The sequence below is a fragment of the Proteus sp. fly-1067 genome, from assembly GCF_040139345.1.
GTDB lineage: Bacteria > Pseudomonadota > Gammaproteobacteria > Enterobacterales > Enterobacteriaceae > Proteus > Proteus vulgaris_B.
This window is the reverse complement of record NZ_JBEEUL010000005.1, coordinates 117,694-129,884: the sequence shown is the minus strand read 5'-3', so window position 1 is coordinate 129,884 and position 12,191 is coordinate 117,694. Positions and strand designations below refer to the sequence as shown.

The 12,191-nt window shown below is 41.5% G+C and carries 11 protein-coding genes; 1 reads left to right on the top strand and 10 read right to left on the bottom strand.

Annotated elements, in window-relative coordinates; genetic code table 11:
- Nucleotides 1–120 precede the first annotated feature (120 nt).
- Nucleotides 121–474, bottom strand: coding sequence for a DUF488 domain-containing protein (locus ABN217_RS09315; protein WP_340894269.1), 354 nt, complete (start codon nt 472–474; stop codon nt 121–123).
- Between the two features lie 278 nt (nt 475–752).
- On the opposite strand from ABN217_RS09315, the gene metF reads away from it, so the two are divergent.
- On the top strand, nt 753–1,652 hold the full coding sequence (metF, locus tag ABN217_RS09310) for a methylenetetrahydrofolate reductase (protein ID WP_109408994.1): 900 nt from the start codon (nt 753–755) through the stop codon (nt 1,650–1,652).
- Between the two features lie 47 nt (nt 1,653–1,699).
- On the opposite strand, the gene ABN217_RS09305 is transcribed toward metF, so the two are convergent.
- The 9 genes from ABN217_RS09305 to ABN217_RS09265 form a co-directional block, all read right to left on the bottom strand.
- Entirely contained in the window at nt 1,700–2,290 is a 591-nt protein-coding gene (locus ABN217_RS09305; RefSeq protein WP_340894271.1) for a DUF4291 domain-containing protein, read from the bottom strand.
- Nucleotides 2,291–2,546: 256 nt separating this feature from the next.
- Entirely contained in the window at nt 2,547–3,551 is a 1,005-nt protein-coding gene (locus ABN217_RS09300) for a LacI family DNA-binding transcriptional regulator (protein ID WP_340894274.1), read from the bottom strand.
- A 54-nt stretch (nt 3,552–3,605) separates the two neighbouring features.
- Nucleotides 3,606–5,123 (bottom strand): tripartite tricarboxylate transporter permease, encoded by a 1,518-nt coding sequence (locus ABN217_RS09295; protein WP_349459345.1) that lies wholly within the window; start codon nt 5,121–5,123, stop codon nt 3,606–3,608.
- Between the two features lie 19 nt (nt 5,124–5,142).
- Nucleotides 5,143–5,604 (bottom strand): tripartite tricarboxylate transporter TctB family protein, encoded by a 462-nt coding sequence (locus tag ABN217_RS09290; RefSeq protein WP_196554407.1) that lies wholly within the window; start codon nt 5,602–5,604, stop codon nt 5,143–5,145.
- Between the two features lie 61 nt (nt 5,605–5,665).
- Complete coding sequence (locus ABN217_RS09285; RefSeq protein ID WP_231619347.1) at nt 5,666–6,640, bottom strand: tripartite tricarboxylate transporter substrate binding protein; 975 nt, start codon at nt 6,638–6,640, stop codon at nt 5,666–5,668.
- Nucleotides 6,641–6,660: 20 nt separating this feature from the next.
- A complete protein-coding gene (locus tag ABN217_RS09280) occupies nt 6,661–7,713 on the bottom strand; it encodes a sialidase family protein (protein WP_340894279.1) in 1,053 nt (350 codons plus the stop codon).
- A 22-nt stretch (nt 7,714–7,735) separates the two neighbouring features.
- Complete coding sequence (locus ABN217_RS09275; protein ID WP_072068875.1) at nt 7,736–8,665, bottom strand: dihydrodipicolinate synthase family protein; 930 nt, start codon at nt 8,663–8,665, stop codon at nt 7,736–7,738.
- 10 nt (nt 8,666–8,675) lie between these two features.
- The gene (locus tag ABN217_RS09270; protein WP_349459344.1) at nt 8,676–10,322 is read right to left on the bottom strand and encodes a signal transduction protein; all 1,647 of its coding nucleotides are present in this window, start codon (nt 10,320–10,322) and stop codon (nt 8,676–8,678) included.
- 50 nt (nt 10,323–10,372) lie between these two features.
- Nucleotides 10,373–11,959: an FGGY-family carbohydrate kinase gene (locus ABN217_RS09265; RefSeq protein ID WP_197269768.1), complete on the bottom strand. Its 1,587-nt coding sequence runs from the start codon at nt 11,957–11,959 to the stop codon at nt 10,373–10,375.
- Nucleotides 11,960–12,191: the final 232 nt, after the last annotated feature.

Below are 12,191 nucleotides of genomic sequence, written 5' to 3'. Positions count from 1 at the left end.
GTCATACTATTCTCTGACTCTGTTCGATGTTTTTATTAGCAATTTTTGTGGCGCCTAATACCGCGCCACTTTTTTTTGCTTTTTTCATATCAAAATCATCAAAACACCCTAAATTAACCGCTATTTAAGCTGTTTTTCTAGAAAGGCTTTTAACACGGTAGCATTGTTTTGTTGCTCATCTTTTCCTGAATAAAGTAATACCAAAGGCTTCTCTTTTGCTATCGCAACAAGCGATTGCCAATGTTCTGGTGCCGCCATTAATTCTTGGAGATAACGTTGTGTGAATTCAGCAAAATCACCGCCGCCTCCATGAAACCATTTTCGCAATTCAGTCGAAGGCGCAACACCTTTATTCCATTCATCATAATGAAAATCTGTCTTTTTCACCCCTCTTGGCCAGAGCCTATCGACTAACACACGATAACCTTCATGCTCACCATCTTTATCATCATAAACACGTTTACAGGTGATCATTTCGCCTCCCATCAATACGTTAGTTAGTTTTATTGTAGAAGAAAAATGAGAAAATTAACCCCTCAATATACTCACTTTCATCATAGAGTCGCTTTCAACATGAAATTCCCTCTCCTTTTGATTGAATTATCCTCATCAAAAATAGGGCGAATAGTTGTTGACTAAATAACCTAATTAAGAGAATCTACATCTAGACGTCTAAATGGTTAGATGGGTAAATAAGTAGTGATACTTAAATAAAAATAACAACACAGTGACACGATTGATGAGGTACAGGTATGAGCTTTTATCACGCAAGCCAACATGAAGCGCTAAACCAAAATCTTGCTGAACTTGATGGCCAGATCCAAGTTTCATTTGAATTTTTTCCTCCTCGTACCGAAGAGATGGAAAATATCCTTTGGCAATCTCTTGCGCGTTTAAATACCTTAAAACCGAGCTTTGTTTCTGTGACTTATGGTGCAAACTCAGGAGAGCGTGATAGAACACACTCTATTATTAAAGGAATAAAAGAACGCACAGGATTAGAAGCAGCACCACACTTAACTTGTGTTGATGCAAGCCGTGAAGAACTCCAGCATATCGCACAAGATTATTGGCAAAGTGGTATTCGTCATATTGTCGCTTTACGCGGAGACTTGCCCGATAACACACAAAAGCCAGAAATGTACGCCACTGACTTAGTGCATTTACTTAAAGGGGTGGGCGATTTTGATATTTCTGTGGCGGCTTATCCTGAAGTGCATCCTGAAGCCAAAAGTGCGCAAGCAGATTTAATCAATTTAAAAAGAAAAGTCGATGCGGGAGCAAATCGTGCCATCACTCAGTTTTTCTTTGATGTAGAAAGTTACTTACGTTTTCGTGATCGCTGTGTTTCAACAGGGATTGATGTGGAAATTGTACCAGGTATTCTGCCTGTAACTAATTTTAAACAGCTAAAACGCTTTGCGGGTTTAACCAATGTAAAAATTCCGGGATGGATGAATAAAATGTTTGATGGATTGGAGAATGATCCTGAAACCCGTAGTCTAGTAGGTGCCTCAATTGCAATTGATATGGTGAAAATTTTAAGTCGTGAAGGGGTAAAAGATTTTCACTTTTATACGCTTAATCGTTCAGAATTAACTTATGCTATTTGCCACACGCTGGGTGTTCGTCCTGAACTTGTTAGAGCATGAATTGACACAATTACCCCGCCAATAAAGCGGGGTGACATTCTGATGAATTATTCACCAAAGTGATATGGTTTTTCTGCTGGCAATAGGCTGTATGCGGTATCGAGATCACCATTAGCAATACAAGCATCTATTTTATGTACCTTATCGGTAATATCCGTAATATTCACAATCCACTCTTTACAATATTTTTCAACTGCTTGATTTCGCAAACCAATTTGGATGGTGCGATAACTGAGTCGATTAAGATAAATATCACGTTCAGGATCCCACTGAATGCGGATATTACTGGTTTCTGACGCTTCTTTCCAAGCTTCAGCGCTAGTATAGCGGTCTGGGTCAAAATGACTCACAACTCCTTGAGTCAGCATCTCTTGAAAGCCTTCATGCGTAATATCAACCGCAAGAATAGAAGCTTGATTAGCGTCTTTACGTCCCCAACCAGAACGGTACATCATCCAAAGAAAGGAAGGTTTTACCCAAGTCATACGGGTCATACTAAAAGGGGGCGAAACAAATGTTCCGTTTGCGACTGCGCTCTGAGCAATAGTATTAGAATAGGCTTGATAAACACGAACAAAATCATTCGTATAATATGCCCTTACTTCACACTCAGGACATCGGTCAACATCATCGTTCATCTTTCTTTAATATCCTTTTATATTAATAAAATGGAACTATCCGCTTAAATTATGAGCCTCTGATCGCAGATAATCAAGAGCCCTTATTTTTGTTAAAGCTCTATCAATAGAGTAGCGCGCATTTATAAAAGTAAAAAAAAGAATAACAATAAAACGAGCAGACTAATGTTCCTATTGTGTTTTATTTATACAGTGATGAGTCAATTAATCTTGCTAATCTACTCACAAAGTGAGGCGAATAAGCGATTTAATTGACTCACTGGGTAGAAATTAGGCGCTCGATAAGCTGTGTTTTTATTAATGCAGGGGATTTAACTGTGGTGCCTGCTATCTTTGCAGACATGATTTCAAAGGCTTTTTCGACCAATAAAGCCTCATTTTGCTTCATTGACCACACGTTATTAGGTAAAAAGCTCAACATCACATGATCATCGAATGTACCAATATGGAGGTGAGCAGGAATAACACCTTCGTGTTGACGAATAACGCTCAATAGACCTTCAAGAATAGGCAGTGATGAGGCAATAAAATGAGTCGGTATTTTCTGATGTTGCTCTAAATACTGTTTCATCATTTGTTCGCCATCTTTGGTCGTATTATGTTCTGCATAAGAGACCGTTACACGGCTATCATCGCCATAATGCCCTTTTATCGCTTGTACATAACCTCGTAAGCGCGCTGCAATCGTAGGCAATAACGCATCTCCCGCAAAAAAATGGATTGGCGCATCTAGCTTTATCATTGCTCTTGTCAGTTGAGCCCCACTGTCGCAGTTATCTGATGCTACACAAATAGCATCACTCACAGAAAAATCTCTATCTAAGAAAACGAGGGGTTTTTGGCGGTGTTTCACATGGTGTAACTGATTTTTTCGGCTGGATGAAACAATAAAAATGCCATCAACATTGCGTTCATCCATTGATTTAACAAGTTTATTTTCATTTTTGATATCACCATAGGTACAGCTAATTGTTAGCTGACAACCAATTTGGTGACAATGCATTTCTAATTTTTCAGCCAAAGCAGCAAAAAACGGGTTAGAAAGACGAGGAATAACCAATCCGTAGGTATCTGTTTTATTCAGCTTTAAGCTTCTTGCCGCATGATTGACGGTATAACCAAACACCTCAACATAGTCTGCTATCTTTTTTTGTGTTTTTGCACTGATCCGGTATTGATCACCTTTGCCATTTAATACCAATCTGACTGTGGTAATAGACAAATTCAGGTCATTTGCAATCTGTTCAACTGTTTTTGCCATTAATATTCCATCATTGATATGGTCCTCATCGTAATGATGAGGACCAGTTAACCTTTACTGAGCAGGCTTAGCTCGGCATTTCTTCCACATTGCTTTTAACGAAGGCCCTATAATTGGTAGGATCAACGTCAGTATCGCAATACCTAAGAATGTCGCTGTAATTGGGCGAGTATACAGAATTGATAAGTCGCCCTGAGACATCATTAAAGCACGACGTAAGTTTGATTCAGCCATCGGTCCTAAAATAATCCCGATAACTACAGGAGACATGGAAAAGTCGAGCTTTATCATAATATAAGCTAACAATCCCGCCCCCATCATTACAAACACATCAATGATGCTATGGTTTACAGAATAAGCACCTACACTACACAATACAAAGATAATAGGCACTAATACACGGCGTGGCACATCCATCACTCGAACAAAGAGTTTCATACATAAGAAACCTAAGATACCGAGGAAAATATTCGCCATCATCAAGCCAATAAAGATACTGTTTACTTCAACGGGATTGTCTGTAAAGAGCTGAGGCCCCAATGCCAATCCTTGAACCATAAACGCACCCATAATAATGGCGGTTGCACCATCACCTGGAATACCTAAGGTCATTAACGGCACCATAGTTCCGCCTGTGACGGAGTTTGCACCCGCTTCTGGCGCAGAAACACCTTCTGGTGAACCGTGACCAAACTCTTCAGGGTGTTTAGACCAACGCTTTGCTTCGTTATAAGAGATAAATGATGAAATGTCTCCGCCCGTTCCCGGAATTGCACCAATCGTTGTACCAATGGCAGATGAACGAAAATAAGTTGGTAATACACGTTTAAAATCAGCCCATGTTGGTAAGACTCGGTGAATACGTGCGTTAATTTTTTCGTTCTTCTTCTGCTTACGTTCACGGTACTCTTCTTCAAAGCTAATAAGTCCTTGAGAGAAAGCAAACAAACCGACCAAGATAGGAATAAACGAAATACCACCCATTAAATAAACGGTATCAAAGGTAAAACGAGGTCCTGACGTCATCGGATCAAGCCCTATGGTCGCAATCGCTAAACCAATTGCTCCACCCATTAATCCTTTCACAATCGATTGCGATGATACACTGGTAATAATACTTATGCCAAATACTGCGAGCGCGAAATACTCAGCTGCGGAGAAACCTGTTGCCACTTTTGCCAATTGAGGTGCAATCACAATCAAGGCAATCGTACTAAAGATCCCTCCAAACATGGAGCCCATTGTGGATAACCCCAGAGCTCGCCCTGCTTCACCTTTTTTCGCCATTGGATAACCATCCAAGACTGTTGCAGCAGAGGCCGGAGTACCTGGTGTACTAATCAATATCGCGGTAATTGAGCCACCATAAACGGCACCACAATACATTCCTAGCAGGAGTAATATCCCTGTCATTCCTTGGAAGGAGTATGTTAATGGGAGTAGCAATGCAATTCCCATATTCACTGTTAAGCCAGGTAATGCACCGATAATAATACCCGCGAATACCCCTAACAGGATCATCGTTATCGTTTCCAGACTGAAAACGACCATTAAAGCGTCTAATATTTCCATCTCAAAGCTCCTTTACCGCTTACTCAAAAAAGACGGAGGTTGGCAGAGGTGAATTAAAGATAATGTCAAAGAAGACATAAACGGCGGCGACCATCACGATGGGAATAACGACCAACGCGATAGGTTTTCTTTCATTCATCAGCCACATAATGACCGGGATAAGAAGCAATGACGGAATAATAAAACCAAAAAAATGTAAGCCCGCGGCATAGACCAACATAAAGATGCCTAAACCATAAGCGCGTTTAACTGCGGTAGAACTTAGGTCAACAGACTTGTGCACGTGTTTGATTTTATCAACCACAATACTAATCCATTGAAAAATCCCCAGTAAAATAAATAAGATGGCTAAACCGTAAGGCCAAAAACGTTCCCCTGGTACACCATAATCATCAAACATGCTCATATCACGGGAGAGATAGATAATAAGTGCCCCGAAAGCCACTGAAATCGCACCGATGATTGTATTGATTTTTGTCATGTCGGGATCTCCCCGACCCTACCTGCCGTAACAGGTAGGGTGGTTTATAATAATAGAAAAGTTATTTTTTCAGGGTTGTTGAAATTAACTCAGCATACATCTCGTGGTCTTCTTTCATCATTTGGTAAGCATCGTCACCAGTGATAAATACAGGCATAATACCTTGTTTTTTCAGTGCTTCTTGATATGCAGGTTTTTGAACTACTTCAGAGAATGCATCCACTAACTCTTTCTTCACGTTATCAGGGACATTAGCGGTTGTTGCTAATACAGCCCAAGCACGCATTTTTACGTTAGTGTCTAATTTCAGTGCTTCTTTGAAAGTTGGTACAGCTGGGAATAATGGGAAACGACGTTCATCCATTACACCAAGAACACGTAAAATACCCGCATCAACTTGAGATTTAACCGCACCTGGTGTGGTTAATACGCCATCAATATGATTACCTACTAATGCTGCAATTGAAGGACCGGTGCCTTCGTTATAAGGGATATGGTTAAATTTAGTACCAGTAGTACGCTCGATATTAACACCAGCTAAGTGATAAATAGCACCCATACCAGAGTTACCTACTTTCAGTTTACCCGGGTTCGCTTTCGCGCCATCGATAAACTCTTGTAACGTGGTGTAAGGTGATTCGGCATTAACAACTAATACCACGGGATCGGCAATGGTTGTTGCGATTGGGGTAAAGTCTTTATAAGTAACTGGTGATTTCCCTTGGTGTGGGAACATCGCCAATTCAACGGTTGTCATCACTAATTTTGTGCCATCTGGGCGCGCATTAGCAACTTCAATCAGGCCAGTTAAACCATTACCAGCAGGCTTATTCACAGGAACGAAGATACGTCCAGCTGGCATCACATCTTTTGCAAATTCAATGATAGTGCGAGCAGAAGTATCAGTACCACCGCCCGGATTTTTCGGGATGACAACATCAATATTTTTTGTAGGATACGTTAACTGTTGGGCAACTGCATTCCCCATGCCCAGTGTCATCGTAATCGCCAACGCTGCGAGTAGACTCTTTTTCATAAAACCCTTTCTCCACATTTTTATTGAGTAGCCATTAATTGCTGATAAACAATGTTTTTTCGATTCCAAGTAAAGGTCACGTGTAGGGTATTGTTTTCAGCAATAATAGCCGGATATGAAAATTCGCCTTCCCCATCGAGTAAATCGAATGGTTCAGACCAAGTACTGCCATTATCGGATGAAAGACTGACAGAGATAGGATAACGACGGCTCCAGTTACCTGAATTCGGGTTATACACCAATGCCAGTTGACCATCTGCGAAGGAGACGACATCAATGCCGCTATTATTATTTGGTAATATTGTTGCATAAGCCGGACACCAACTGCGCCCATAATCCGTTGAATCGCTACGATAAATAGTACCGCGCGTACTCCGCATCATGGCATGCACATGCCCTGGCTGGGATCCCCATAGTGTTGGCTGTATCACGCCATCCCATTGAAAAACGCGTTGTAGATCAGTCTCCCATAAGGCATCGTCCTTTAAACCTTGCCAAATTTCATGTTCCGCCTGCTCACCTTTATGGTGTTCAATCGGAATATCCACTCGCAACCAGTGCTGACCGTTGTCACTCGATATATCAACAAACGAATCCCAGAATTGGTCATCCTCAACCGATCCTGGTGCCAGCCACTCGCCATTCGACATCACTAATACTTTGTTCTTCACAGGACCTCTAGGTGCTACATCACCAGAAACCAATTCACTCGGTAAACCCCAGCTATTTCCGCCATCCTTCGAGATAACGTATTGGGTCGTCCAACTATGTACATCGGGACCCGTTTTATAAAACAGCCAGATATTACCTGTTGATGGGTCAACATGTAAAACTGGATTCCAGTGCGCAACACCCGGATTTTTAACAACAGGTTGAGCGTGTTGCCAATGTTCACCCTCTTTTATCGCTAGCCAGATAGCAGTATTACCACTACCTTCTTTATCACCAGCAAAAAAAGCGGTTAACAAACGCTCAGAGTTAGGCACACGCGCAATCGTTGAAGCATGGCAGTGATTAAAAAGTGAATGTGCGTTATCAAGCACAAACTGGGTTTCCTTCATCACGAAAGGCATATTCCTACTCCTGTGTCCTAAATTAATCTAACGAAAGCCATTTTTTCATGTTTTCACCTAATGCAGTCATGCTATTGACGGCAGAAGGGAAAAATGAGTTTTCAAACTGACTGCTATTACGGGAACGGCAGACCAGAGTGCTGAAGTTACCAATTAGGCGCTGATGATATTTAGCGCATGCTGGATAATCCAGTGTTTCGGTCATTGCTGCTGTTGATAAATAATCAGCTAATACTGCAGCCTGCTCAGGTTTATCCTTCCAATTTTCATAAAGCCAAACATAAAGCTCTGGATGGAAGTTAGCCATAACACCGCTATATGCCTGACATCCCGCTTGGAATGATGCTAATAACGTTTGACTGTTCGCATTGGCTAAGTGCAAGCGAGTTCCTTTTGATAATGCCAAACGGCGCTCTATCATTGGTAAAGAACAGCAGGTATCTTTAATAAAAGTAAAGCGATTACTTTGCGCACACCACTCTACAATCTCTTCAGATAACAAGCGTTTGTAAGGATGAGGACATTCATAAATACCTAAATCAATCTCTTTCGGTACCACATTGGTTAAGACTTGCAGTGTTTCCAGCGCTTTATCATCTGACTCACCAACAAGCGCTAAGCGATTACTGATCATAATGACGCCATCGACACCTGTACCTGCCATTGCCTGCAATTGTTCTTTTTGCTGACTTAATGCGGTTGCAGTATGACCAGAAGCCACTACAGGTACTCTTCCATCTGCTTTTTCAACGATAAAGCGAGTAAGTGCTTGAGTTTCGTCATCACTTAAATAAAACATTTCGCTTGATTGGCAAGCAGCAAAGAGTCCATGTACACCAGAATCAATATACCAGTCTACAAGACGCTCTAACGACGCCCAATCAATCTCCCCTTTGGCATCAAAGGGAGTTAACATAACAGGCCAAACACCGACGTATTTTTGCTGACTCATCATCAATTCCTTACAGTAGGTTAATGGCATCACCTGCCACTTTTACTTGAATACCTTGAGTCAATGCTTGAGCAACAAAGGCTTTAAGCACAAACGCCAATTTATCTTCATCAATGTAAGCCACCGTAATGTGATTACTTTGATGTCCTGCCATAAGGTCATCACGCGTTACGCCATCTAACGTACAGTTTAATAATGGCCATTCGTAGTTGGTTGCTCTGCGGCGACGTTCAAATTCTGCTTCAGGTAATTCTACCGCCACACCCGTACCAATATGCATAATCACATCAGTACCTTCATAATGTGCACGACCCCATAACAAGCGCCCTGCTTTACCTTGACCTGCGATAGTTGAACCTCCTTTAGGGAAGAACATCGCTGGCTGACGATAACCTGTTGCACCTTTTAAGCCACCTTTGAGGTGTTCAAAAGGAACCGATCCTGAAATCTCCATATCCCAGTAGAATGTTCCTTCGTACTCACTACCCCAACGAATATCATGCAATGTGGTTTCTGCTGGTAATCCTAATGATGTTAATAAACGCCATAACATCGTTTGAGGAATAGCCGTCCCCATATCTACTTCATTGATACAAGGAATTGGCGTGTTAGGGCAGATAATCTCACCGTTTTCATCTGGTAGTGGGAAACGTGCTGTTGAACCAATAGCACCTTCGGCAAAGTCAGACGCTGGACAACAATCTTTTAAGCCCTGCTGATATTGCACACCCACCGCAGTTAAACCAAAACGTTTTACGAAACGCGCCATTGCAATCATCATGGCGCACTGCTCCATTACCTGTTCACGAGTGAGTTCAGTTTTGTCATCTTGACCAAACATAAACGTCATTCCGTTATCTTCGTACCACTGTAAACATTCCTCTCTTAATTCTGTTGGTACTTTTGCCATTTCGACCAGTAACGCAGATTGAGAAAGGGATTCAATTGGCATACCAATATTGATCATGGCCTGTTGTGGGAAGACCCCGTTAATCATTCCCATACAGAATGTATCGAACAAACCTATTATTTCTTTATTTTTAATTATATATTCGCCGACTTTACGACCCACTTCGCCAGCTTCTGTCGCCATTACCCTGTGTGTTGGCGCAATATCTGTAAGATAGCTAAGCTTATGATTTACATAGCCATATTTTAACCAAGTGGCTAAGCCATCTACAAAGAATTCATCATCAAACTCTTCTGACCATAAACGTGAATAATTTTTACCTAAACTGGTCATCGTTCCTGCTAAACACAACATTCCTACCAGACCTGGCCATGTACCATCAAAGTTAGCCAGCAGTAAAATAGGACCACGATGGTGTGCTAATGAAGAGGCAATATGGTGCGAATATTGCCATGCTGTTAATAACACGATAACCGGTGCATCAGGATCGATAGCGGCAAACATGTCACAACCTTCACGTTGACTACTGATAAAACCATGACCGCGAGCTTCATTAATTTCATGAGCACGCTTCATTTTGTAACCTTGGGCTTCTAATGCCGCGGCCAGTTTATCTTCAAATTTTTTCTGTACAGGCCAGCACGTTACGTTTGCAGGCTCACGTAAGTCTGCGTTAGTGACCATCAAGATCTCTTTCTGACCTGCTGTGATGGTTGTCGGTAATTTTGGTAGATTTAAGTTCAACATAAGATATCCCTGGTAAGGTAAACTTGGTTCATAATCGGAAAAATTAGAGGTCAACAATCTGACATCATTTCGTTATAACGCTGCTGATCTTGATACATCTGCAAATAAACTTGATATTTAGCTTGATGGAAGGCGAACGTGTCGCTATCTGGTGTGATAATGCCACCTTCTCTCACCATTGCACTGGCAGCTTTTGAGAAATCATCAAAGGCTTTACTGGCTACAGCACCTAGTAATGCGGCCCCTAAATTCACGGCATCTTCTTCTTGTGCTAAATGAATTTCACGGCCTGTCGCATTGGCATATTCGCGTAACCACAATGGATTTTTCGTCGCGCCACCGCACATCACGATGCGATTGATTTGATGCCCAGCATCTTCAAGTGTGTCGATAATATGGCGTGTGCCATAAGCAATAGATTGCAGTGTCGCCAGATAATATCGCGCCAATGCAACACGACCACTTTCCAGCGTTAACCCGCTTACCATGCCTTTTGCAGCAGGATTGGCGCGCGGAGAACGATTACCATGATGATCTGCTAAAACATGAAACTGTGTGGTTGGGTATTGTTCATTCTCTTCCAATTCAGCGACAGCTTCGTTTAATAAGGCATAGTAGTTAACGCCTTTTTCATTCGCTTCTTGCTCTAATTCAGCCCATGACTCATGACGGCGGATAGACCATTCAACTAACGCACCAGCAGCACTTTGACCACCTTCGTTTAGCCATAATTCGGGTAACATCGCGCCAAAGTAAGGTCCCCAAACACCGGGTACCATAATGGGATATTGGCTCACAATCATGTGACAGTTAGACGTACCGCTGATAATTGCCAAACTCCCTTCAGGTTGTGATGCCGTTAATGCCAAACCACCCGCATGTGCATCAATAATGCCTGAAGCAACAATGACACCCGTGTGCAAGCCAAACGCATTGGCAACCGATTCATCTAAACAACCCGCTTGTTCACCTAATGCCAGAATGGTTTGTGGTACTTTTTCTAATAATTCATCCAAACCTACATCGGCTAACAAACTCTCACTAAATTGTCCCTGATGTGCTAAATAGTTCCATTTACAGGTTAATGTACAGGTACTTGCCACATCTCCTGATGTTGCTTTCCAAACTAAAAAGTCAGCTAAATCAAAGAATCGCCATACTTCTTGATAACGCTCTGGGTAATGATTTTTTAACCACAGAATTTTTGGCAATTCCATTTCAATACTCACTTCACCACCGACATATCGCAGTGAAGGATCATTGGTCAGATTGATGGTGACTGTTTCTTGTACGGCCCGATGATCCATCCACATAATGATATCTTGTTCAGCGTTACCGCTTGGCGAAACCGAAAGTCCTTTACCTTCTTTATCCACAGCGACTAAAGAACAAGTGGCATCAAAACCAATAGATTTCACATGGATAGGATCAATAGCAGATAACGCCACCGACTCTTTTACGGTAGTGCAAACCTGCTGCCAAATATCGGTGGACGATTGCTCAACGAAATCCGTTTTAGGACGGAATTGAGCAATAGGGCGTACAGAAAAGCCTAAACGCTTTCCATTGCTATCAAATACCGCTGCACGGACACTGGCTGAGCCAACATCAACGCCAATAAAATATTGTTGTTCCATGCGAACCCTCATCATTTGCTAACGCTATGCTAATTTTTGCTACTTCGAGTTAGCAAGTTAATTCGAGCATGATGAAAAAACAATCACAATAAGATTGGTTTGTGATGCAGATCTACATCAATAATTTAATTGATTGATTTTAATGATAATTTATTTATTTCACTTTATTGACAATTAAAATGAAATACTGAATCGATTATGTTCGTTATAAATATTACGAACATTTAATTAA

Coding starts and splice junctions, on each gene's coding strand:
- metF (WP_109408994.1), top strand. CDS start 753: ATGAGCTTTTATCACGCAAGCCAACATGAAGCGCTAAACCAAAATCTT.
- ABN217_RS09285 (WP_231619347.1), bottom strand. CDS start 6,640: ATGAAAAAGAGTCTACTCGCAGCGTTGGCGATTACGATGACACTGGGC.
- ABN217_RS09275 (WP_072068875.1), bottom strand. CDS start 8,665: ATGAGTCAGCAAAAATACGTCGGTGTTTGGCCTGTTATGTTAACTCCC.
- ABN217_RS09300 (WP_340894274.1), bottom strand. CDS start 3,551: ATGGCAAAAACAGTTGAACAGATTGCAAATGACCTGAATTTGTCTATT.
- ABN217_RS09305 (WP_340894271.1), bottom strand. CDS start 2,290: ATGAACGATGATGTTGACCGATGTCCTGAGTGTGAAGTAAGGGCATAT.
- ABN217_RS09270 (WP_349459344.1), bottom strand. CDS start 10,322: ATGTTGAACTTAAATCTACCAAAATTACCGACAACCATCACAGCAGGT.
- ABN217_RS09315 (WP_340894269.1), bottom strand. CDS start 474: ATGATCACCTGTAAACGTGTTTATGATGATAAAGATGGTGAGCATGAA.
- ABN217_RS09280 (WP_340894279.1), bottom strand. CDS start 7,713: ATGCCTTTCGTGATGAAGGAAACCCAGTTTGTGCTTGATAACGCACAT.
- ABN217_RS09290 (WP_196554407.1), bottom strand. CDS start 5,604: ATGACAAAAATCAATACAATCATCGGTGCGATTTCAGTGGCTTTCGGG.
- ABN217_RS09295 (WP_349459345.1), bottom strand. CDS start 5,123: ATGGAAATATTAGACGCTTTAATGGTCGTTTTCAGTCTGGAAACGATA.
- ABN217_RS09265 (WP_197269768.1), bottom strand. CDS start 11,959: ATGGAACAACAATATTTTATTGGCGTTGATGTTGGCTCAGCCAGTGTC.